The organism is Deltaproteobacteria bacterium (assembly GCA_026712905.1).
GTDB lineage: Bacteria > Desulfobacterota > Binatia > UBA9968 > JAJDTQ01 > JAJDTQ01.
In genome coordinates this window covers 21,567-43,008 of the sequence record JAPOPM010000143.1, presented here as the reverse complement: position 1 = coordinate 43,008, position 21,442 = coordinate 21,567, and the positions used below count along the sequence as shown (strand labels likewise).

The window sequence follows — 21,442 nt, the reverse complement described above, 5'->3', positions numbered from 1 at the left end:
TCACCGCATCGGCGCGACGCCGGTGGCCTCGGCCACCAGGGCGGCCGCCACCTCCGGGTCCGGCTCCGGCCTCAGCAGCATGCCCTCGGCGGCGAAGGGCAAGTCGGAGACCACCACGAGCTCGCCGGGTTCGAGTCCCGAGCGCAGCACCACGAAATTGGCCTGGGTGAAGCCTGCCTCCACCGCGCGGAACTCCAGCCGGTTCTCCGGCCCCACCACGTGGACCTGACCGGCCCGCAGGGCCGTGCGCGGAATCACCACCGCGCCGGGCCGAGGCGGCCCTCGGAGCTCCACCTCGACGTACATGTTCTTGACCAGTGGCGGGCTTCGGCCCTGCTGGGCTCGCCGGTAGGGTTGGTCCACCGCGACGATGACGCCCACCGTACGGGTACGAGGATCCACGGTGTCGCTCATCCGCGAGAAACGCGCCGGCCACTCGATGGCGACATCGCCCGAGTGCAGGCGCACGATGGCCTGCAACTCCTCGCGCAGCCGCGGCATCGCCGTGCCCAATTCCAGTGCCGGCCCGACGCGCGATTGCAACAGCGCCAGCACCTCGCTCATGGGCACCTGGGCGATGACCTCGGCCACGTCGACGCTGTCGGCTTCCACAAGCACCTGACCCTTGGCGGCAAACTGGGCCAACTCCACGTTCACCGCGGCGATGCGGCAGGTGAACGGCGCCACCACGGTGGTGCGGTCCAGGTTGCGCCGGGCCGTCTCCAACTGGGACTTGAGCCGGTCCCGTTGCGCCTGCTGCGCCGCGCGTTCGGCGGGCAGCAGCCTGACGGCGTTGCGGAGATTCTGCACCGCCTGTTCGCCCGCCAGCACCGAACGCTCCTCGCGGTCGGCGTCGGACTGGGACACCGCGCCGCGGCGCAGCAGCTCCCGCGTACGCTCGAACTGCTTGCGGCCCAACGCCAGGTTCCGTTCCTCGATGGCAAGGGAACGTTTCGTGTTCACCGCGCGCACATCCAACAAGGCGAGCTGGGAGTCGGCGGCGCGTATGTTGGCTTCGATCTCGGCTACCGCGTGACGGTAGTCCGTGGGGTCGATGCGCAGAAGCTCGGTGCCGGCGGCCAGGGTAGCCCCCCGTTGCAGCTCCGGATGCCGGTACACCACCGTGCCGCTGACCTCGCTCACGGCATCCCACACCCTTCCGGGCTTGACGCTGCCGTGCCCCACGGCCCGCGGCACCACGCCCACGGAAACGGCCTCCACCACGCGCACGGCCGTGGTCCGTTCCTCGGGCTCGGTCCGCGTCGGCGCCTCCCGCGAACGGACCGCGTACACCACCGCCAGAACGCCGAGGCCGACGGGTATCCAGAAGAGCAGCTTCTTGAGGAATCTGACCATGGATCACCCTAGATAGGCCCCAGGGGCCAGGGCAGATCGGCGACGGCGTGCTGCAACCACCCCTCCGGGAGATCCAGCGTCATGAGCCACGACAGGAACATCAGCATCAGGTCCGCCATGACCGTCAGCACCACGATGCCGCCCCAACTTACCTTCGCTTCCCGGCGCAGGAACGCCACGAAGAACAGGTTCAGCGAAATGAAGAACCCGGTCACGGCCGTCACCCCCAAGAGCGCCAGCAGCCAGTTCAGGTAATACCAGATTCCCTTCTCGGGAGTGTCGTGTCCTTCGATGCCCGGCCGTTCCGCGTCTTCGTTGTACGGGGTGGGCGCGCCGGCGCTGCGCCAGATGCCGTAGAGCACCAACAGCCCAGCCACCAGCATGACCGCCGCCGCGCTGGCCGGGAACACCGCCCCAAGCAGGGTGTGCCGCAGGGAGTCGGCCAGCGCGACCGCGAAAACGACCACGACGAAGCCGGCGAACAGCAGTTGCGGCGTCATGTCCCTTGCGTGCCGCTGCGCCGTATCGGCGGCCGGCTCGCCGTCGGGCCGGTTGCGCGCGCCGAGCCAGATGGACACGACGATGATGGCGCCGATAATCAGCACGCCGGGACGCGTGGCCATGCCCCATTCGTGGAACTGGATCGCCTGGTAGAGGTAGGTCTCGATCTGGTCGGCGAGCACGAAGCCGATGAGCATGGCTGGCCGCGACCAGCCGAAGCGCTTCATGCCCACTCCCAGCAGGCCGATGGCCACCAGCGCCACGAAGTCCATGATGTCGCGGCTCGCCTGGAACGCGGCGAAGGAGATCACCATGAGCATGAAGGGCGCCAGCAAGTGATAGCGGATGGTGGTGAGGCGCGCGATGGCCGGAGACAGGAACAGGCACAGTCCCGCGCCCACCACGTTGGCCAGCGCGAGGCTCCAGACGATGGTGTAGGTGGTGGACAGCTCGGCCGTGAGCATCCGCGGGCTCGGCTCCAGCCCTATCAGCACAAGCCCGCCGATGAACACCGCCATGCTGCCGCTCCCGGGGATGCCGAACAGCAGCGTCGGGATGAGCCCGCCCCCTTCCTTGGCGTTGTTGGCGGATTCCGGCGCGAGCACGCCGCGGATGTCGCCGCTGCCGAACTGCGACTTGTCCTGGGCGGTCTGCACCACGTGACCGTAGGCGATCCAGTCCACCACCGAGCCGCCGAGCCCGGGAATGGCGCCGATGAGCGTGCCGATGCCGGCGCAGCGCAGGCACAACCAGCGGTTGCGGATCATGTCCCGCAGGCCGTCCAGCCAACCCTTCCCCAGCGCGTGCGCACGGGAGATGGCGCCGGCGCCGCGCAGCAGGTCCACCACCTCCGGCAGCGCGAAGATGCCGAGCCCCACCACCACCAGCGGGATACCGTCCGCCAGGTAGTCCACCCCGAACACGAGGCGCTCCTCGCCGGTGGCCGGAGCGCCGCCGATGGCGCCGACCACCAGTCCGAGGCCGCAGGAGGCCACGCCCTTCCAGATGGAGTTGCCGGACAGCACCCCCACCATGGAAATGCCCAGCACCGCCAGCATGAACAGCTCAGCGGTGGTGAAGAACAGGATCACGGGCCTGGCGATGAGGACGAAGAAGGTGAGGATGACCGCGCCGAACAGCCCGCCGAAGAGCGACGCCGAGAACGCCGCCCCAAGGGCGCGGGCCGCCTCGCCCTTGCGTGCCAGCGGGAACCCGTCCAGCACCGTGGCCTGCGACGCACTGGAGCCCGGGATGCCCATGAGCACGGATGTGAACGTATCCGAGGTGGGGATGACCGCCACCAGGCCCACGAGCATGGCGAGCGCCGACACCGGATCCATGCCGTGAAGGAAGGGGATCAGCAGCGACAGGCCGACGATGCCGCCGAGCCCGGGGAAGATGCCCACCACCAAACCCAGCAGCACGCCCACCACCAGGAAGGCCATGTGCTGGGCCTGCAGCAGGGTCGAAAAGGCTTCGATCAGCGCGTCGAGCATTCCGCCGGGCCTCCTACGCTTCGGCTCGCTGCACGGGGTCGGTCGGCAACGGGAACACCCCGCCTCCTTCCGAGCTCTAAACGAAAGAGGGCGGCCGTACAAGGCCGGCCGCCCTCGCCGTCAGGGTCGGAGACCCGTCCGAGTGCGATCGCGCCCCGCGGGGCGCGACCACTCAAGTCGAGCCGTCAGAACACCACGTTGTACTTGGTCGTCAGCCAGTTCCGCACCCATTTCCTGGCCTCCGCCGGTACCTGTGTCGCCGCCTTGAACTTCAGCGCGGCGGCCGCGCCCGTGACCTGGTCGTAGGTGCCGATCTTCTTGTCCTTGTTGGCGATGTACTCGGGGTCCGCCAGCATCTTGTTGAAGGCGTCCTCATACGCTTTCACGACGTCGCCCGGCGTCCCCTCGGGGACCACCACGAACTTCTGGGCCGGGAAACCGGCGGTGAAGAAAGCCTTCCACGCGTCGAACCAGATGCCGGACGGTTTCTTGCCGTGGACCTCCTCGTAGACCTCGGCGAAGTGCGGCAGGTCCGGGAAGTTGGGGTCGCGGATCAGGTTGCCCTTGTCGTCGAGGGTGCCCCAGGACATGACCGGCAGCGCGCTGCCCTCCTTCACCAGCGGGGTCACCTTGGAGAGGTAGGCCGCGGAGGTCTGGTAATCGATGGTGGTCTCGCCGGTCATGAACGCCTTGCGGCCGGCGGAACGGCCCTTCATGCCGAACACCGCCTTCACGTCGAGGCCGAGCATCTCGAACGCCAGCAGCGGGACGAGGTCCAGCGACGTGGCGCCTTGGGAGCCATACTTGAGCGATGGCTTCTTCGCCACCAGTTCGGCGGCCGTCTTGGCCCCGAGCTTCGGCGTGGTGTAGGCAACACCGCCCGTGGCATAGGCCAGCAACGGACGCCACTTGCCGTAGTCGTACTTCACGCGCTTGTCGCCGAGCAGGAACGGAAACTGGGTGGAGCCCGAAGTGCCCAACAGATCCAGCCCGTTGGGCTTGGCGCGCTTGGCGTACAGGTTGGCGCCCTTGGTGGAACCGCCGCCGGGAACGAACTTCAGGCGGACGTCGGCGCCGCTATGCTTGCGCAGGAACGGCTCCACGAAACGGGCCCAGCGTCCGGACCCGCCGCCCTCGCTGAAGGGAATCGTCCAGGTGACGATCTTGCCCTTGATGTCCGCCGCGGCGACGTCGGATGCCGGCCACGCGAACGTCAGCGAGATGGCCATCACCAACCCGTAGAAGAAATAACGACTGCCTTTGTACATATACGTGTCCTCCGATTCGGATAGCGGTGGCACCGCTCGAGAATGATGCGTTGCAGGTTAACGGAGCCCGTCGGTCGCCGCAACCCGCGGCGGATGACGGCATGCGCCGGATCGGCCCGGGTGGACACCCGCGGCGCAAAGCTGCTAGCAGAAAGGCAGCAGCATCGCCCAACCACTGGAGAACACCCATGCCCCTGATGATCGACAACCGCATCGCCGAGCAGGCGCTCAACATGAACGACGCCGTCGAGGCCATGGAAGACGCGCTCAGGCAGCTTGCCGAGGGCAACGCCGCCTTCCAGCCGCGCACCGACCTGTGGTCCCCCACCGCCACCGTGGGCGACTACTTCCGCTGGGGCTCGCTGCTGGGCGCCATCAAGGACCCGCCCATCCTGGCGTTCCGCTTCAAGCTCGACATCATGACCTGGCAGGAATACAACGGCGCCGTCACCGAGCACTGGTTCAACGTCGAGCCGGGCAAGTACTGCGGCATCATCCTGCTGGTGGACACGCGCACGGGCGAACTGCTGTGCATCATGAACGACGGCTATCTCCAGAGCTACCGGGTGGGCGCCACCGCCGGGGTCGGGGTCAAGCACCTGTCCCGCGCCGACTCCAGGGTCATGGGAGTGCTGGGCTCCGGCGCCATGGCGCGCACCTACGCCATGGCCGCGTGCGCCGTGCGCCCCATCGAGCACATCAAGGTCTTCAGCCCCACCCAGGCCAACCGCGAGGCCTACGCGAAGAAGATGTCCGAGGCGCTGGGAATCAGGGTCACCGCGGTCAACTCCGCGCGGGAGGCCATGAGCGGCGCGGACGTCGGCGCCACCTGCACGGACTCGCGCGTGCCGCTGTTCCAGGCGGACTGGCTGCAGACCGGCATGCACGTCGTGGACGTGCGTCCGGAGGAACTCGAGGACGAGACCTACGAGAAGGCGGACGTGGTGATCGGGACCTCCAACCAAGCGGTCTTCAACTATGCCCTGGGCACCCAGGAGGAACGCGACCGGCGCCCCATCGACAAGAACTACATGCGCCGCTACACCGACCGCAACCACACCACGCTGTCCGAGGTGCTGATGGGCGAGAAGCCGGGGCGGGAGAACGACGGACAGACCACGCTGCACCACAACTTCTCCGCCGGCATCCAGTTCGCCGCGGTGGGCTACCTGGTCTACCGCTACGCGAAGGATAACGGCCTCGGACACGAGCTGCCGCTGGAGTGGTTCCAGCAGGACATCCGGAACTAGTGACCTGTCACGTGCAATCGTGTTTCGTGCGGTCCGAGGGATGAGGATCCGCGGGACCTCGCGGTGCCGTTCCGGCGGCCCTGTCCCGCCGGGGGCGTGGCGTGGGCTCCCTCGTCCATGACGCAATTCCTGCCCCAAACCATCGGCCTCCTCACCGCGTGGACCTACGGCATCAGCATCGTCTCCGCGCGCCGGGGCCTGCAGTACTCCAACGCCACGACCGTCACGCTGCTCTCACTGATCTCGCAGACCGTGGTGCTGTGGACGCTTGTGGCACTGTTCACCGGGGTGCCGGCCGTAGGCGCCGCGTTCCTGTGGCCGGCGGTGATCGTGGGGTTTCTCATGCCCGTGGTGCGCTGGCTCACCTACACCGGCATCGCGCACATCGGCGCCGCCCGGGGCACGGCGCTGCGCTCGACCCACCCGCTCTTCAGCACCCTGCTGGCGCTGACCTTCCTGGGCGAGAACGCTACCCTGCCGGTCCTCGCCGGCATCGTGCTGGTCGTGGCGGGCATCACCCTCATCTCGTGGCGCGACGAAGAACGGCGGGCCGGCGCCCGCTGGTGGCACGGCGTCTATTCCCTGGGCGGCGCCTTCAGCGCCGCGGCCGTGCACAACATCGCGCGCTACTCGTTGCAGGGGGCCGGCTACCCGATCCTGTTCGCGGCCATCGTCGGGGCCGTGTCGCTGACGACGTTCGGCGGCTACCTGGCGTTGCCGGGAACACCCACCCGGCCGGTGTGGAACCGGGAGTCCCTGGGACCGTTCGTGATCGCGGCACTGCTGGAGAACCTGGGGTTCCTGCTGTTCGTCACCGCCCTCAGCGTCGGCCCGGTGGTGCTCGTCACGCCCATGGTGGCCACCCAGCCCATGTGGGTGCTGCTCTATGCCGTGGTCTTCCTGCGTAGCGTCGAGATGGTGACCCGGCGCACCGTGGGCGGCAGCCTCGCGGTGGTGGCCGGGACCCTGGCCATCACCCTGGGAGGCGCGCCGCGATGAGGGACGCCGCATGGGGCGACCACCCCGGCCACTGGAAGGTGCCCTGAAGGTGGCCTGGCTCGCACCGCGCCTGCTGCGCAACTTCGTGCTGCTCTACGGCAGCTCCCTCTTCTCCGGGCTCGCCTGGGGCATGGTGCTGCCCACCATCCCGGTGCTTTCCGGCTCCTTCGACATCTCCATGGGTGCCGCCGCCCAGACGGTCACCGCCTGGGCCACGGGCCGCTTCTGCGGCACGCCCGTGAGCGGCATCATGCTCGACCGCGTCGGCCCGCGCATGATGATGGTGGGCGGCGCCGCCGTCACCGGCGTGGCCGCCATCGCAGCGTTTCTGAGCCCCTCCTTCGCCGGACTGCTCCTGGCGCTGTTCGTCATCGGCGCCGCGGACGCGGTGTGGGCCATGGGGCGGGAGGTGACCGGCATCGACCTCACCGCCCAGAACCAGCGCGGCCGGGTCATGAGCGGTTTCCACGGCGTGCACCACAGCGGCGTGACCCTGGGACCGCTGGTGGGCGGTTTCCTCACCGTGTCCGCGGGTTTCCGTACCGTGTTCATCGCCTCCGCCGTCGTTTCCGCGCTCGCGACCCTTTGCGGCCTGGCGGTGGACAAGCCGGCGGTCCGGAGCGCGGCGCCGCGGGCCCCCGCGCGGGCCGTCTCCAGCAGCCTGAGCCTGCGCCACTGGCCCGGACGCCTGGTCCGCCTCTACCGCGAGGTGGAGCCGTCACTCCGTCCCACGTATTCCGTCCTGGTGGTGGCCACGGCCGCCAGCCTGATGTTCCGGCTGACCCTCCAGAGCATGCTGCCGCTCTACGCCGGCGCGTACCTGGGCTTCACTCCGGTGGAAGTGGGGGCGCTCTTCTCCATCTCCGGGCTGGTGGTCTTCTTCATGATCGTGCCCGCGGGCTTCGTGCTCGACAAGGTGGGGAGAAAATGGGCCACGGTGCCGAGCACCGTGATTCCCGCCGTGGTCTTCGTCGCCATTCCGCTGTGCAGCACCTTCCTGCAATTGGCTGTGCTGCTATCGATCCTCGGCATAGCCAACGGCCTCTCCCTGGGCTGCCTCGCCACCTCCACCTACGATGTGGCGCCGCAGCACGTGCGCGGCCGCCTCCAGGCCATGCGCCGCACCATCGCCGACCTGGCGGGCCTCGGCGCCCCCCTGGCCGGAGGCATGCTCGCCAACGCGTTCTATCCGGGCGTGCCCTTCCTCGCCCTGACCCCGATCCTGTGGGTGGCGACCGTGCTGCTGGCGTTCGTAGCGAAAGAGACGTTGGAGCGGTGACAACTCACGGTCCGGTCGGACCGTCGTCCTCGGAGGAGTCCGCCGCTTCGAGCTGCTCGCGGAAGCGTTCGGTGGCCGCCCAGGCTGCCTCGTACTGGCTTTCGTCGATGCGGCCGCGCATCCGCTCCACCCGGAGCAGCAGGAAGTACGTCTGGATGACGTCCTGGCGGCAGTACTCGTGGATCTCCGCCAGGCGGCCGGCCTCCCACATGTCCTGGACCATGGAGCCGTCGATGTTGCCCTTGCCGCGCAGGCCGATGAGCTTGCACAGGAGGTCGAAGCCGCCGCGGATGCGGTTGACGCCGTGGTTGCCGATGAACTCGTAGAGGTCGTAGTGGCCGTCCTCCGAGTAGCGGTAGCGGTGCCCGAAACGCTGGTTGAAGTAGCGCGGCGCCCGGCAGCCGTACTTGAGGGCGTGGAGCTCCAGGACGGGGAGGTCGAAGTTGCGGCCGTTGAACGACACCAGCGTGCCGTTGAAGCGTTCGACCCGCTCCCAGAAGTCCCGGACGATGGCCTCCTCGCCGTAGTCGTCGGCGCACAGGGTCTCGACGCTGGCGAGCACGCCGTCGTTGTTCACGATGCCGACCGCGATGGAGATGGGTACGTGGAAGGAGAGCGGAAGGAAATCGCTGCCGGTCTCCGCCACGCGCTCGGCGCGCAGGCGCTCGTAGGCGACCCGGTCGGAGACGTCATCGTTGGGAGCGTACACCGACTTGACCAGAGCCTTGTCGATGCGGGTCTCTATGTCGAAGACGGCGTAGGTCATCGCATTGCCTGACGGGATCCGTCGCCGGGACAGCGGCGCCTCGGCCCTACTCCGGCCGCACCAGCAGCACGCGGTCGGCCGGCAACTCCAGCGGCAGGCGCTCCCAGGACTCGCCCTCGTCCTCGGAGACGAGGATGTCGCCCTTGCCCTTCTGGCCGGCGTCGGCGGAACGACCGCGGGAGACGGCTCCGAGGCCGGCGTAGACGCGGACCGGATTCTCGGGATGCTGGGTCAGCGCCCATACCATCTGCAGCATGTGGTCGGGCAGCCCGCGGTCGACGCCCACCCGTTCCCAGCGTTCGGCGAGATCGCGGCTGCGAAACAGCGCGCCCTGCGCCTTCTCGGGACGGTCCCAGTAGCCCGGCGACTTGTCCGCGGTGGCCACCAGCACCACCGGAGGGTCTCCCGGCAGGAAGACGAAGTCATGGAAGTAGTCCCGGGTCATGCCGTATTCCGCGCGCTGCCAACCCGCGCCCGGATCGGCGCTGCGGAAGAAGCCCTGGGCGGTGGCCACGAACATGGGCCCCGTTGCCGCCTGCGTGGTGCTGATGTGGTGGATGTCGAGATAATCGATGCCGCCGCTGACGTCCTCGAAGGAGGCGCCGCGGTCGAAGGTGCGCACGATACCGCCGTGTTCCAGGCACACGTAGAGGGTGCGGGGATCGTCCGGCGCGACGAAGATGTGCCGGACATGCTCGCGGTGCGGCGGGCGCGGATAGGTCCACTTGGCGCGCACCTCGGACGGCATGTCCTGCAACGCGGACAGCTCCTCCCAGGTGTCGCCGCCGTCTTCGCTGCGGAACAGGTGGATGGGTTCGGTGCCGACGTAGACCACGTTCGGATCGGTGGGGTCGACGGTCACGGCGCGCACGTTGCCGGAGAAGACGGTGCGCCAGCGTTGCCCGCCGTCGTCGCTGCGGCACAGCCCCTCTCCCGCCACACTGGCGTAAACGGTCCCGGGCCGTTGCGCCGGGCCGTCAATGGCATCCACCGTGCCGGGAGGGAGCGCCACCTCCAACTCCTCCCAACCGCGACCCCGGTTGCGCCACACTTGAAGGCCTTCCTGCGTTCCCGCCAGTATGCGTTCGGTCATGGCCCTACCTCCGACTCGTATCCTGCTGGGCCAACCCGCGACCCCGCCACCGCCGCCCGAATCGTCATTGCGGTTTCGCGGTCAGGTCTTCGACGGCGGCCATCACTTCGACGTAGGTGCCGCAACGGCAGATGTTGCCGGACAGGTAGTCGCGCACTTCGGCTTCGTCGGGCTTGGGGTTCTCGCTGAGGAGGCCCTTGACGGCCATGATCATGCCCGGTGTGCAGAAGCCGCACTGGAAGGCCTGGCGGTCCAGGAACGCTTGCTGCACGGGATCGAGGTTGCCGTCCCGGCTGAGCCCCTCGATGGTGAGCACGTCGCGTCCCTCGGCGTTGCTGGCGAGCATCAGGCACGAACTGACGGGCTTTCCGTCCACCAGCACGGTACAGGAGCCGCACACGCCCACGCTGCAACCCTCGTGGGTTCCCTTGAGCCGCAGGTCGTCGCGCAACACGTCCAGCAGGGTCTGGTTGGACTTGACCGAAAGCTCGCGTTCGCGTCCGTTGACGGTGGCGGTGATGAGATGTCGCATGGCTCCCTCTCGCTCTCTCCCTACCCTTCTTCCCCGGATGCGCTGGCCTCGCGCTCGGCCAGCGCCGCCACGATGCGCTCCGGGCGGAGCGGCAACTCGGTGATGTTGACGCCGCCCAGCGCGTTGGCCACGGCGTTGCCGATAGCCGGGACCACCGCCGGAATCACCGCCTCGCCCGCTCCCTTGGCGCCGAAAGGGCCGTCCGGGTGCGGGTTCTCCACCAGGAGCGACTGGAAGCGCTCCGGATGGTCCTCCATGGAGGGCAGCATGTACTCCAGCAGGGTGCCGTTCACCGGCTGGCCCTGCTCGAACACCATCTCCTCGAAGAACGCCGCGCCCAGGGCCTCCAGCATGGAGCCCTCGTTCTGGAGCCAGCACTGGAGCGGGTTGATGGCCTTGCCCACGTCCACCGAGGTGGCGATGTCGAGTACCCGCACCTTGCCGGTCTCCACGTCCACCTCCACCTCCGCGGCGCACGCCGAGAAAAACCAGAAGGCCGCGGCCTTGCCTTTGCCGGTCTTGGGATCGAGACCGCCCTTGACCTGGAAGTTGCAGTTCCCGAAGATGCTGCCCACGGAATCGCCGTACTTGACCCGCAGCAGTTGCGGAATCGTGAGACTCCGGTCGGGCACGCCCCGGACGCTCACGCCGCCGGCGCCGAGCTCGAGATCGGCCTTGTCCACCTCCAGCGCCTCCGCGCCGGCCTCCAGAAGCTGCTCGCGCACATCCTCGGCCGCCCGCAGCGCGGCGTTGCCCATGTGGAAGGTGGTGCGGCTGGAGCTGGTGGACTTGTCGTAGGGCGTCACGTCGGTATCGGGCGCGGACACGGTGACCCGCTCCACCGGAAAGCCCAGGCGGTCGGCGACGATCTGCGCCAGGCAGGTGCGCACCCCCTGGCCGATCTCGGTGCTGCTGGTGAGCAGCATCACCGAGCCGTCGCCGTTCAAGCGCACGCTGGCCGCCGACGCCGTCGGCGTCGTGGTGCTCTTCATGATCACCGCGAGGCCCTTGCCGCGCCGCAGCGTGCCCTGGCCGGCCTCGTCGGCCTGTTCCTCTCGGCCGCGCCAGCCGATACCCGCCGCGGCCTGCCGGAGACAGTCGGAAACGCCCACCGACACCAGTGACTCGCCGGTGACGAAGATGTCGCCTTCCTGCAGCAGATTCTTGAGCCGCAGCTCCAGCGGGTCCATGCCCAGATGCCTGGCGATGCGGTCCATCTCCGACTCGTAGGCCCACGCCGTGTGCGGCACGCCGACGCCGCGGTAGGGCCCCGCCGGCGGCAGGTTCGTGTACACCGCGTAGGTGGTGAGCCGGCGGTTGGGCACCCGGTACGGTCCGCTGGCCACGTAGGAACCGGTCTTGGCGTTGGCCGGCCCTGACAGGGCGTAGGCGCCCAGATCGTAGAAGACCTCCACCTCCCGCGCCACCAGGCTGCCGTCGTGCTTGAAGCCGGTCTTCATGCGCACGAAACCGCCGTAGCGCCGTCCCGTGAGGAACACCTCCTCGCGGGTGAGCACCCACTGCACCGGCCGGCCCGCCTTGCGCGCCAGCAGCGCCGTCACCGGCTCCAGACGGGCGTGGGTCTTGCCGCCGTAGCCGCCGCCCACGAACGGCACGACGACGCGGACGCCGCTCTCGGGCAGGTCGAAGATGCGCGCCAACTGTTCCTGGAGCCCCACCGCGTTCTGGCACGGCGTGTGCACCACGAGCCGGTTGGGGGATTCCCACAGCGCCGTGGCCACGTGCGGCTCGATGTGCCCATGCTGCACCGGCGGCATGCTGTAGGTGTTCTCGAAGATCTCGTCGGCCTCGGCGAAGCCCGCGTCGACGTCGCCGTCCCCGGCCCGGAACACGCTGCACACGTTGCCGCCGGCGTTAAGGTTGAGCTGCTCCCGAAAGACCGCCGCCTGGGTCTCGAAGCGCTCCTCGTGGATGATGGGCGCGGCCGGCCCGGCCGCCGCCACCACGTCGAAGACCGCCGGCAGAGGCTCGTATTCCACCTCGATGAGCTCCACCGCCTCCTCCGCGATCTCGCGCTCCTCCGCCGCCACCGCCGCCACGATGTCGCCGACGCAGCGCACCCGGTCGATGGCCAGCACGGGCTGGTCCTCCACCACCGCGCCGTAGTAGGGGTTGAGACCATCGAGGTCGTCGCGGGTCACGACGGCGATGACGCCGGGCAAGGCCGCGGCACGGCTCACGTCGACGCTGACGAGTTTCGCGTGCGGGTGGGGGCTCCGCAGGGCCTTGGCATGGAGCATGCCCGGAAGCTCGATGTCGGCGGTGTACTGGGCGGACCCGGCGACCTTGGCGTTACCGTCCACCCGCGGGACGTCGGTCCCGACGGCGCTCACGGGCACGCCTCCTGCCACGCCGCGGCCAGGGCGCGGCGCCCCAGCACCCGCACCAAGTGGCGCTTGTACGCCGCCGACCCGCGCAGATCGGGGATCGGGTCGATCTCCTCCGCGGCACGTTCGGCCATCCGTTGCAGCACCCCTTCGGTGGGATCCGTCTCGCGCAGAAGCAGCGGCCGGGCCGCCACCGCCCCCACCGCGAGCCGCGCCTCCACCGGACGGTCCCCCTCCAGCCGCACCAATGCGGTGATGCCCGCGCACGGCCGCTCCTCCGACGAGCCCGTAGTGAACTTGAGGTAGTCGCCCACCAACCGCCCGCGCACCGGCGGCACCGTCACCGCGGTCACCATCTCCCCCGGCTCCAGCGCCGTCTCGTAGGTGCCCAGGAGGAAGTCCGCGAGTTTCATGGCGCGCGTGCCACGGGTGCCGGTCAGCTCCACCTCGGCGTCGAGGGCAACCAACACCCCCGGCGGATCCGACTGGTGGTCGCCATGCGCCAAGTTGCCGCCGATGGTGGCCAGATGGCGGATACGGATGTTCGCCACCTGGTGGCAGGCCGCGGCCACAACCGGCAAGTGCTCCCGCACCACCGCCGAGGTCTCCACCTCGTGGATCGTGGCCATGGCCTCGATGCGCACCGCCCCGGCGCCGTCACGCGTGATGGCGTTAACGCCTTCCAGTTTCTTGAGATTGACGAGGGTTTCGGGGCGGAGGAGGCCCTGCTTGACGAGGATGAGGAGCGCCGTACCGCCGCTCACCGGCCGGACGTCTTCGCCGACATCCAGCATTTTGCAGGCTTCGGTGACGGTCTTGGGTTCAATGAGGTCGAAGTTGCGCATGGTCCTTGTTCACCTGCTCACACACGCACGCGTACCAGTGTTGACTCGATCTGGCAACCCGCCGTAAGGGCTCCCGTCAAGATGATCGCCTGTCAACAAGAACACATCTGTACATTTATCGGGTTTTGTGTGAAATGTGAGGTAACCACGTGGAAGGATGTAACCATGAGCCGCTTGTCCATTGAGTTGACCTCCGAACAGCATCAGCAACTGAAAGCCATCGCCGCCCTGCACGGCCAGACCCTCAAGGACTACATCCTTGAACGGACGCTGCCTCATTTGCCGCAGACCGAGTCCTTGTCCGAAGAGGATACCCTGCGCCGGCTGGAAGCGTTTCTAGAGCCTCGGATAGCCCAGGCGGAGCGCGGCGAAGTGGTCGAGGACTCTGTGGAGCAGATATTTGCCTCCGTCCGGCGTGACTACCGGTAGGCATGTTGCCCTATGAATTGACCTCCGCCGCGGCTTCCGACCTGCGCGACATTGCCCGTCACACCCTTTCCCGGTGGGGTCGGCGCCAGCAACAACGCTACGCGCGCCAACTGGCAACCTGTTGCCAGGCCATCGGCGACGGGAGCACCGTATCCCGGACATTTTCGGAACACCATCCATCAGTGTACGTCATGCGGTGCCAACACCACTACGTCTTCTTCCTGACCCCGACCGGTGGAAAACCCGTCATCATCGCCTTCCTGCACGAACGCATGGACCTGACGGCGCGCCTCCAAAGGCGCCTGACCCCCTAAGGTGGAGTCCATCATTGCGGCGTAGGGTTTTAGGCCATTTGATACGGCGATCAGTTCCGCTGCCGCCGGAACAGCCCCGCCACTCCTCCGCCAATCGCGAACGAGATCACCCCCAGCGCCACGAACCCCCAGTGAAAGCCCAGGTCGGCCACGAGGATGCCGGCGAGGAGGGGGCCGATCATGCGGCCGACGGAGGTGCCGCCGCGGATGAGCCCCAGGGCGACGCCCTTGCCGGAGTCGTCGGCGACCTGGAGGGCCAGGGTGGTGGAGCCCACGTTGGAGAGGCCGAAGCCGGCGGTCATCAGACACAGGGGCACGACCAGCGCGATGTAGCTCTGCCCGAAGACCTGCAGGACGAAGGCGGGGACGGTGACGAAGACGCCCAGGAGGATCACCGTGCGGGTGCCAACGCGGTCGCACAGCCATCCTCCGGTAAGCCTTCCGGCGGTGTCGGCCAGACGCGAGATGCTGACCATGGTGCCGATGATGTCGAGGGTGAGGCCGCGGCGCACCGCCAGGAACGGGAAGGCGATGCGGGTGACGCCGATGAGGCAAAGGAACGACTGGAAGATGGCGAGGCAGGCGCCGAGAAACGCCGGCTGGGCCAGGAGCCCCTTGCCCACGCGCCACAGGGGCATCGATCCGCGCTCCACCGGCTTCTCGGTGCGGTGTCCACGCGCCAGCAGAAGGAGGACGAATCCGATGCTCTGAGGCACCGCCACCACCAGAAAGAGCTTGTCGAGGCCCCACCACTCGCCCACGAACCCGCCCATGGTGGGTCCCAGGGCGAAACCCAGGCCCAGGGCGGCGGCCACCTGCCCCTGCGCCTTGCCCTGCTGCTCGGGCGTGGACTGCATGAACACGATGCGCCGTATGGCGAGGCTGAACATGGCCTCGGTGAGCCCGATGATGCCGAAGGCCACCAGGAACACCGCCAGATTGTCCCGGAAGGCGTAGCCCAACAGGCCCGTGACCACGGCCACGAGCACCGAGCCCAGCAAGAGAAAGCTTGAGCGGAAATAGGACGCCAGCGTGCCCGACAACACGTCCGAGCACAGCGCGCCGACTCCGTTGACCACCAGCGGCATGCCCACCACGGACACGGGGAATCCCTTGGCGTGCATGTAGAACGGCGCCAGCATGGCGCTGCCGATGGCGCCGGAGGCCATGCAGATGGACGCCAGGGAGTACAGCAGGTTGGAAGAGATTCCCATCGGAACGCGCCTCATTCCTCATCGCCCGTGGCGTCAGTCGGCGCCGTCGCCCCTTCCCCATCCGCGCAGGCGCCCGACGAGGACAAGGCCGAGCGCGAAGAAAGGCAGCGGCAGCAACCACAGCATGGCGGCCCGCTGCGCGGCCACGAACCCCGGCACACCCGCGCCTTCCATCAGCGCCACGGCCAGCCCGATGCCCAGGGCACCCGCCCCCGGGCCGCACGCCGAGAGCAGCCCGCCGACGAGACCGTAGTGTTCGCGGGGCGCCAGCCCGAACACCGTCTTCTGATGCGCCGGCAGGAAGACGCCCACGCCGGTCCCCACCAGTGCAAGGGCCAGCAACACCATGGCCGGACTCGATCCGTCTTGCAAGCCGGCGTAGGCGACGATCCCGGCCGCGCCCGCCACCAGTCCCCCCGCCACCAGCATCCAGGGCTCCACGCGATCCGACAAACGTCCGCTCACGGGCGAGCAGACCGCGGCCACCACCGGCAACGTCGTCAGAATGAGCCCGAGGTGGAGCGGCGTCACGTCCAGCACGTTGCGCATGTACAGAGGCGACAGCAGGAAGATGGGGAAATAGGCCGCCGAGAACAGCACCATGGCGAGGAACGCCAACACCAGAGGGACGTTCGTCATCACCTGCAACGGGATCAGCGGCCGCCGCGCCCGGAACTGGCGCAGCAGGAAGGCCGCCATGCCGGCGCCGCCCAGAAGGAACCACCCGGCGATGAAGGGCGAACGCCAACCGCTGTTGGCGCCGACGCTCAGCCCCACCAGGACCGACGGAAAACCCAGGATCAGGGCCGCTGCCCCCGGGTAGTCGAAGGGCTCGCGGCTGCGCTGCTCCCGGTCTCGCAGCATGAGCCAGACGGCTACGCTGACCGCCATCCCGATGGCGGCGTTGGCCAGGAACACCGAGCGCCAGCCCGCCACATGGATGAAGAAACCGCCCAGGGCCGGTCCGGTGGCGCGTCCGATCCCCGCCGCCGACAACAGGACACCCAGGCTCCAGCCGGTCCGTTCCGGCCGTGCGACCGTGGCCGTGATGGCCGTCGACATGGGGTTGGCCATGGCCAGACCCACGGTCATGACCAATCGGCAAGCGATCAATTGCGCGAATGTCTGCGAGGCGGCGACCAGCGCCGCGCCCGCGCCGTAGAGGGACACCCCCACCCTGTAGAGCCGGTTGCGGCCGAGGATGTCCCCTGCCCTGCCCAGACACAGGGCCACGCTTGAGGACAGCACCAAGCCCATGGTGGCGATCCACTGCACCGCCGACAGGCTGCTGCCGAACTCGGCCTGGATCATGGGGACGGCGACGTTAATACTGCCGTAGCTGTTGAAGAACAGGAAGGTGCCGGCGGAAAGGACGCTCAACACCCGGATTTCACGAGCCTCGGCCCGCATGTTTCCAGCCGTGCATGCGTCAGTCGTCCTGGACGACTCCCTTGACCACGTAGTCGCCGGACTTCTCGTCCGCCTCGAGGTTCAGCAGGTTCAGGGACTGGGCCTCTTCCAGCAGCTTCCCGAAGGATCGGAAGCCGTGGTAGCGCTCGTTGAAACCGGGCTTGCGGCGCTTGAGCGTCTGCTTGACCATGGAGCCCCAGATGGTGTCCTTGGCGCCGCGCTCGTCGAACAGGTGGGCGACGGTTTCCACCACCAGGTCGAGGGCCTCCTGGGCCTCCTTCAGCTCCCTTTCCTCGGCCGGGGCCTTCTCCTCCGGCGGCGCCTTTTCTTCCGGTGGAACCTTCTCCTCGGCCGGGGCCTTCCCCTCCGGCGGCACCTTTCCCTCCGCCGGCGCGGCGGCGGTCTTGCGCGGCGCGCGCCCCGTGCGCTCGCGCTTGGCGCCGCCCCGGCGCTTCGACTCGCGCACGAGGTCGTCGTAGTAGATGAACTCGTCGCAGTTGGCGATGAGCAGATCCGAGGTGGAGTTCTTCACGCCGACGCCGATGACCACCTTGTTGTTCTCGCGCAGCTTGCTCACCAGCGCGGAGAAGTCGGAGTCGCCGCTGATGATCACGAAGGTGTCCACGTGCGACTTCGTGTAGCACAGGTCCAGGGCGTCCACGACCATGCGGATGTCCGCGGAGTTCTTGCCCGACTGGCGCACGTGGGGGATCTCGATCATCTCGAAGGAGGCCTCGTGCATGGCCGCCTTGTACTCGCGATAGCGCTCCCAGTCGCAGTACGCCTTCTTCACCACGATCTTGCCCTTGACCAGTAGCCGGTCGAGGACCTTGCGCATGTCGAAGTTGGCGTAGCGCGCATCGCGCACCCCGATGGCGATGTTCTCGAAGTCGCAGTAGAGCGCCAGGTTTTCGGTCTGTGTCATGTTGTCGTGTTGGTTCTTTTCAGCCACCGCTCACCTCTTCACCACGTTCACCGGAGAGTCCTCCATGTAGCCCTTGATGGCGGCGAGGTAGCCGTCGAAGTAGGCGCCGTAGTTCGCCTCCTCCACGTAGCCCAGGTGCGGCGTGATGATCGTGTTGTCGCAATTCCGAAGCGGATGATCCAGCGGCAGGGGCTCCGTGTCGAAGACGTCCAGGCCGGCTCCACCGATGACTCCGCGTTGCAAGGCGTCCACCAGGGCAGCCTCGTCGATGATGGGGCCGCGGGAGGTATTGACCACTAGGGCCGTGGGCTTCATTCGCGCCAGGTCGGTGCCCCGGAACAGGGCGCGGGTGCGGTCGCTCAGAACCAGGTGGATGGTGAGGACGTCGGAGCGCGCCAGCAGCTCCTCCTTGCTCACCAGGGTCACGCCCACCTCACTGCAACGCTCCTCGGTCAGGTTCTGGCTCCATGCGACGACGTCCATGTCGAAGGCGAGGCCCACGCGGGCCACGCGGGCGCCGAGCTTGCCCAGGCCGGCCACGCCCAGGGTCTTGCCGGGAAGGCCGGTGCCCACGGTCTCCTGCCAGCCACCCGCGCGCGTGGCCCGGTCTTCCCGCGGGATGTGGCGCAACAGTCCGAGGATCAGGCCCCAGGTGAGTTCGGCGGTGGGCGCGCCCACGCTGGGCGTGCCGCACACGGTCACGCCTCTTTCGCGCGCGCCGTCCAGGTCAATGGACGCGTTGCGCATGCCGCTCGTGACCAGCAGCCGCAGGTTGGGCAGGCGCTCCAGGAGCGTGCGCCGGAAGGGCGTGCGCTCGCGCATGACGCAGACCGCGTCGAACGGCCGCAGCCGTTCAGCCAGGTCGTCCTCGTCGCTCAAATGATCGTGGAAGACCGTCACCTCCAAGCCTTCCGGGAGCTCCCGCGCGTCCAGGAGCGACTGGGCGACGCTTTGATAATCATCCAGGAAGGCGGCGTGCAACTTGCTCATGTGTACCTTTCACGTGTTTCGCGCACAGGCGCACGGCCTGCTCCCGCGTTCGTCGCTCCAAGTGCGGAGGGCGCGACCGGGCAGGCCAATGATACGCGACAGGCCAGGAAGTCCCACAAGTTCTTCAGGACTCGAGATCGCGGAGAACGGCGCGGCAGGGAGCTCCGTCCGCGCCGGCGATACAGACGGGAAAGCAGATCAGTTCGTACGCTCCCGGGCGGATATCCGTCAGGTCGACGCCCTCCAGCAGCGCGAGTCCGTGGTCCAGGAAGGCCCGGTGCACCGGCACCTGCTCGTCCGCGTGGGCGACCGAGAGGTAGTCGAGTCCCACGAGCCGGTAGCCCTTGGCCACCAGGGCATCGGCCGCTTCCACCGAGAAGGCCACGAAGTCGGGGTCATACGCGGCGCGCCGGAGCAGCTCCGAGTTGCTCGTCTTGAACAGGACACGCTCGCCCGGCGGGAGCTGTGCGACATGCTCGGCGGTGATGTAGCGGTGCGCATCCACCTCGTGCACCAGCGCCGGCCCGATGAAAAGCTCCAGCGGCAACTCGTCGATGGAGGCGCCCTCGGGAACGAAATGGAACGGCGCATCCATGTGCGTGCCGCTGTGGACGCTCATGTTCACGCTGGACGAGTTGTTGTGGTCGCCGCGCTGCATGCGCCTGCGGTCCAGCAACTCGAAAGGCGCCGCGGTCACCCAGCGCGCGCTGGCGGGGCTGAGCTTGAGCGAAATGTCGTAGTACTGCATCCTCGTTTCCGGACTGTCGCTACAGGTCCTTGCACATGGCCGATTGGGGTACTTCCGCACAGAATTCGGCCAGCCGCTCCTGGTCCACACGGTCGGCCGGCGCCGCCTCCTCCGGCTCTTCCTGCACGGGCTCGGCCGCATTGACGGGCTTCGGTACGCCGTCGCTTTGCGCCTTCAGGAGCGCCGCAACCTCGGCGTAACGCCGTTGGGTAGCCTTCATGCTCTCCTCCAGGGCCAGGGCAAGCTCCTCCCAACGCTTGTCGTCACGTTCGTTGCGCCGGGCGAGGGCCTGCCCCTGAGTCGCCACCGTTTCCGCCACACCCACCAGCCGTTCTTCCAGATTCGCCAGGGTCTGGTCCTGGCGCGCGGTGGCGCCCGGGGGCTTGGCGAGACTCGTTCCCAAGTCCTTCAGTTGCTGGGTCAGGCTCCCCCGGTTCTTTTCAACGAGCGCCGACAACTGCTGGTTCCCTTGCGCCACGCGACCCACCTCCCGCTCGAGACTCTCGCGCACGGCGGCGAGACTCTTGTCCCGTTGATCACGGAGCTGTCGCGCCCACTTCTTCAACTCCTGCTGCAGCACCTCCCTTTGCGCGGCCGATAGCGCGGCCGCAAGCTTGCCCTCCAACGCCGTCTTCTCCGGGCCCTCGGACAAGCCGGCGGCTCCGAGCAGCTCCACCGCCTCGCGCACCCGCGCGAGCTGCCCTTCGGCATGGGCAAGCGAGATCATCATCTCGGTCATGTTGGTTTCATTGCCCTGGGCCGTCCGGGCGAGAGAGGCCTTCAGCTCGCGGATCTCCCACGCGGTGTACCCCAGCGTCACCGTGGCCACCACGAGTACCAGGAACGTGATCGTCTTGCCGAACAACGAGCTCATCGGCGTGGTCGTTGGCGGCCGGTAGCGGCCGCCGGGTCAGTTGGCCGCGGCCTCCAGCCGGCCGGCGGCTTCGGGGCTGAGTTGAGGGCGCACGAAGGCCTGATAGATGGACTCGTTCTGCAGCCACATGATGTCCACCCGGGTTCTCACGGCCGCGCGCATCTCCTCCTGAAGCCCCGCGTCCATGATATGGTCCTTGATCACATCCACGATGAAGTTTCCGTGTCCTTCGTCATGGTACTCGTGTGCCCGGAAGAACGCCAGAGCCTCCGAAGGGATCCAGGGGTAATTCGTCTCAAGCGCCTGCCGTTCTTCGCCCATGCGCTTGGGGCCCTCCCCCTCGAAGACCAGTCCGGTGCCGATGGCCACGGCCCAGTGGCTCTGCTGCACCAGTTGCACGTACATCTCCAGGGCTGCCTTGATTCCCGGCAGGGGTTCGTAGCCTTGCATTTCCTCGCGCGGGATGCCCATGCCCTCGCCGAAACGGGTCCAAAGCTCCGCGTGGCTGGGGTATTCGCCGCCGAACAGATCCTCGCCTTCCTCCTCCACCATGTTCTCCAGCAGCATGCGCCGCAACGCCTGGATGGGGCACTTCTGGTAGCGGATGCCGAAGAACCGGTGAATGTGGCGGAACTCGTGGAACTGGTTCTTGGCCCAGCCCTGCAACTGCTCGCGGGTGAGGTCTCCGCCCAGGAGCAGTCGCCGCACCGGATGCACCGGATACCGGCCCCGCAAAACCACACGGAGGTCGTCGACCAGCGCTTCCGGCGCGAGCACTTCCATCTCTCTCTCCAGACTCCGCCCG

General features: G+C 68.0%; 20 protein-coding genes. 5 read left to right on the top strand and 15 right to left on the bottom strand.

Going from position 1 to position 21,442, the window contains the following annotated elements; genetic code table 11:
* From OXF11_11155 to OXF11_11145, 3 genes are all read right to left on the bottom strand, one after another.
* Entirely contained in the window at window positions 1-1,356 is a 1,356-nt protein-coding gene (locus OXF11_11155; GenBank protein ID MCY4487655.1) for an efflux RND transporter periplasmic adaptor subunit, read from the bottom strand.
* Between the two features lie 8 nt (window positions 1,357-1,364).
* On the bottom strand, window positions 1,365-3,353 hold the full coding sequence (locus tag OXF11_11150) for a tripartite tricarboxylate transporter permease (protein MCY4487654.1): 1,989 nt from the start codon (window positions 3,351-3,353) through the stop codon (window positions 1,365-1,367).
* Window positions 3,354-3,538: 185 nt separating this feature from the next.
* Window positions 3,539-4,621: a tricarboxylate transporter gene (locus OXF11_11145; protein MCY4487653.1), complete on the bottom strand. Its 1,083-nt coding sequence runs from the start codon at window positions 4,619-4,621 to the stop codon at window positions 3,539-3,541.
* 188 nt (window positions 4,622-4,809) lie between these two features.
* Between OXF11_11145 and OXF11_11140 the strand changes: the two genes are divergently transcribed.
* The 3 genes from OXF11_11140 (at window position 4,810) to OXF11_11130 (ending at window position 8,149) form a co-directional block, all read left to right on the top strand.
* The gene (locus tag OXF11_11140) at window positions 4,810-5,871 is read left to right on the top strand and encodes an ornithine cyclodeaminase family protein (GenBank protein MCY4487652.1); all 1,062 of its coding nucleotides are present in this window, start codon (window positions 4,810-4,812) and stop codon (window positions 5,869-5,871) included.
* A 117-nt stretch (window positions 5,872-5,988) separates the two neighbouring features.
* Window positions 5,989-6,870, top strand: coding sequence for a DMT family transporter (locus tag OXF11_11135; protein MCY4487651.1), 882 nt, complete (start codon window positions 5,989-5,991; stop codon window positions 6,868-6,870).
* 10 nt (window positions 6,871-6,880) lie between these two features.
* Window positions 6,881-8,149 (top strand): MFS transporter, encoded by a 1,269-nt coding sequence (locus OXF11_11130; GenBank protein ID MCY4487650.1) that lies wholly within the window; start codon window positions 6,881-6,883, stop codon window positions 8,147-8,149.
* Between the two features lie 4 nt (window positions 8,150-8,153).
* On the opposite strand, the gene OXF11_11125 is transcribed toward OXF11_11130, so the two are convergent.
* From OXF11_11125 to OXF11_11105, 5 genes are all read right to left on the bottom strand, one after another.
* Window positions 8,154-8,915 (bottom strand): 3'-5' exonuclease, encoded by a 762-nt coding sequence (locus OXF11_11125; protein ID MCY4487649.1) that lies wholly within the window; start codon window positions 8,913-8,915, stop codon window positions 8,154-8,156.
* 46 nt (window positions 8,916-8,961) lie between these two features.
* Window positions 8,962-10,008 (bottom strand): hypothetical protein, encoded by a 1,047-nt coding sequence (locus OXF11_11120; protein ID MCY4487648.1) that lies wholly within the window; start codon window positions 10,006-10,008, stop codon window positions 8,962-8,964.
* Window positions 10,009-10,072: 64 nt separating this feature from the next.
* Window positions 10,073-10,540, bottom strand: a complete 468-nt coding sequence (locus OXF11_11115) for a (2Fe-2S)-binding protein (GenBank protein ID MCY4487647.1) — start codon at window positions 10,538-10,540, stop codon at window positions 10,073-10,075.
* Window positions 10,541-10,560: 20 nt separating this feature from the next.
* Window positions 10,561-12,894 (bottom strand): xanthine dehydrogenase family protein molybdopterin-binding subunit, encoded by a 2,334-nt coding sequence (locus tag OXF11_11110; GenBank protein ID MCY4487646.1) that lies wholly within the window; start codon window positions 12,892-12,894, stop codon window positions 10,561-10,563.
* Window positions 12,891-13,733 carry a xanthine dehydrogenase family protein subunit M gene (locus OXF11_11105; GenBank protein MCY4487645.1) on the bottom strand — a complete coding sequence of 281 codons (843 nt, stop codon included), beginning with the start codon at window positions 13,731-13,733 and terminating at the stop codon, window positions 12,891-12,893. The genes OXF11_11110 and OXF11_11105 overlap by 4 nt, the downstream gene beginning before the upstream one ends.
* Before the next feature lie 165 nt (window positions 13,734-13,898).
* On the opposite strand from OXF11_11105, the gene OXF11_11100 reads away from it, so the two are divergent.
* Both OXF11_11100 and OXF11_11095 read left to right on the top strand, forming a co-directional pair.
* Complete coding sequence (locus OXF11_11100) at window positions 13,899-14,162, top strand: antitoxin (protein MCY4487644.1); 264 nt, start codon at window positions 13,899-13,901, stop codon at window positions 14,160-14,162.
* Between the two features lie 2 nt (window positions 14,163-14,164).
* A complete protein-coding gene (locus OXF11_11095; GenBank protein ID MCY4487643.1) occupies window positions 14,165-14,476 on the top strand; it encodes a type II toxin-antitoxin system RelE/ParE family toxin in 312 nt (103 codons plus the stop codon).
* Between the two features lie 50 nt (window positions 14,477-14,526).
* Here the strand turns inward: OXF11_11095 and OXF11_11090 are convergent, their stop codons facing one another.
* From OXF11_11090 to OXF11_11060, 7 genes are all read right to left on the bottom strand, one after another.
* On the bottom strand, window positions 14,527-15,690 hold the full coding sequence (locus tag OXF11_11090; protein ID MCY4487642.1) for an MFS transporter: 1,164 nt from the start codon (window positions 15,688-15,690) through the stop codon (window positions 14,527-14,529).
* Window positions 15,691-15,723: 33 nt separating this feature from the next.
* The gene (locus OXF11_11085) at window positions 15,724-17,100 is read right to left on the bottom strand and encodes an MFS transporter (GenBank protein ID MCY4487641.1); all 1,377 of its coding nucleotides are present in this window, start codon (window positions 17,098-17,100) and stop codon (window positions 15,724-15,726) included.
* A 19-nt stretch (window positions 17,101-17,119) separates the two neighbouring features.
* Entirely contained in the window at window positions 17,120-18,025 is a 906-nt protein-coding gene (locus tag OXF11_11080; protein ID MCY4487640.1) for an NYN domain-containing protein, read from the bottom strand.
* A 30-nt stretch (window positions 18,026-18,055) separates the two neighbouring features.
* Window positions 18,056-19,006, bottom strand: coding sequence for a D-2-hydroxyacid dehydrogenase family protein (locus OXF11_11075; protein ID MCY4487639.1), 951 nt, complete (start codon window positions 19,004-19,006; stop codon window positions 18,056-18,058).
* A gap of 133 nt (window positions 19,007-19,139) precedes the next feature.
* The gene (locus OXF11_11070; GenBank protein MCY4487638.1) at window positions 19,140-19,763 is read right to left on the bottom strand and encodes a cyclase family protein; all 624 of its coding nucleotides are present in this window, start codon (window positions 19,761-19,763) and stop codon (window positions 19,140-19,142) included.
* A 19-nt stretch (window positions 19,764-19,782) separates the two neighbouring features.
* Complete coding sequence (locus tag OXF11_11065; protein MCY4487637.1) at window positions 19,783-20,637, bottom strand: hypothetical protein; 855 nt, start codon at window positions 20,635-20,637, stop codon at window positions 19,783-19,785.
* Window positions 20,638-20,673: 36 nt separating this feature from the next.
* Window positions 20,674-21,420, bottom strand: coding sequence for an iron-containing redox enzyme family protein (locus OXF11_11060; GenBank protein ID MCY4487636.1), 747 nt, complete (start codon window positions 21,418-21,420; stop codon window positions 20,674-20,676).
* Window positions 21,421-21,442 lie beyond the last annotated feature (22 nt).

Bases quoted from the DNA above. Each gene is read 5' to 3' on its own strand.
- OXF11_11105 (MCY4487645.1), bottom strand. From the start codon at position 13,733: ATGCGCAACTTCGACCTCATTGAACCCAAGACCGTCACCGAAGCCTGC.
- OXF11_11085 (MCY4487641.1), bottom strand. From the start codon at position 17,100: ATGCGGGCCGAGGCTCGTGAAATCCGGGTGTTGAGCGTCCTTTCCGCC.
- OXF11_11080 (MCY4487640.1), bottom strand. From the start codon at position 18,025: ATGACACAGACCGAAAACCTGGCGCTCTACTGCGACTTCGAGAACATC.
- OXF11_11130 (MCY4487650.1), top strand. From the start codon at position 6,881: ATGGGGCGACCACCCCGGCCACTGGAAGGTGCCCTGAAGGTGGCCTGG.
- OXF11_11155 (MCY4487655.1), bottom strand. From the start codon at position 1,356: ATGGTCAGATTCCTCAAGAAGCTGCTCTTCTGGATACCCGTCGGCCTC.
- OXF11_11150 (MCY4487654.1), bottom strand. From the start codon at position 3,353: ATGCTCGACGCGCTGATCGAAGCCTTTTCGACCCTGCTGCAGGCCCAG.
- OXF11_11070 (MCY4487638.1), bottom strand. From the start codon at position 19,763: ATGCAGTACTACGACATTTCGCTCAAGCTCAGCCCCGCCAGCGCGCGC.
- OXF11_11120 (MCY4487648.1), bottom strand. From the start codon at position 10,008: ATGACCGAACGCATACTGGCGGGAACGCAGGAAGGCCTTCAAGTGTGG.
- OXF11_11145 (MCY4487653.1), bottom strand. From the start codon at position 4,621: ATGTACAAAGGCAGTCGTTATTTCTTCTACGGGTTGGTGATGGCCATC.
- OXF11_11140 (MCY4487652.1), top strand. From the start codon at position 4,810: ATGCCCCTGATGATCGACAACCGCATCGCCGAGCAGGCGCTCAACATG.
- OXF11_11100 (MCY4487644.1), top strand. From the start codon at position 13,899: ATGAGCCGCTTGTCCATTGAGTTGACCTCCGAACAGCATCAGCAACTG.
- OXF11_11090 (MCY4487642.1), bottom strand. From the start codon at position 15,690: ATGGGAATCTCTTCCAACCTGCTGTACTCCCTGGCGTCCATCTGCATG.
- OXF11_11135 (MCY4487651.1), top strand. From the start codon at position 5,989: ATGACGCAATTCCTGCCCCAAACCATCGGCCTCCTCACCGCGTGGACC.
- OXF11_11060 (MCY4487636.1), bottom strand. From the start codon at position 21,420: ATGGAAGTGCTCGCGCCGGAAGCGCTGGTCGACGACCTCCGTGTGGTT.
- OXF11_11065 (MCY4487637.1), bottom strand. From the start codon at position 20,637: ATGAGCTCGTTGTTCGGCAAGACGATCACGTTCCTGGTACTCGTGGTG.
- OXF11_11095 (MCY4487643.1), top strand. From the start codon at position 14,165: ATGTTGCCCTATGAATTGACCTCCGCCGCGGCTTCCGACCTGCGCGAC.
- OXF11_11125 (MCY4487649.1), bottom strand. From the start codon at position 8,915: ATGACCTACGCCGTCTTCGACATAGAGACCCGCATCGACAAGGCTCTG.
- OXF11_11115 (MCY4487647.1), bottom strand. From the start codon at position 10,540: ATGCGACATCTCATCACCGCCACCGTCAACGGACGCGAACGCGAGCTT.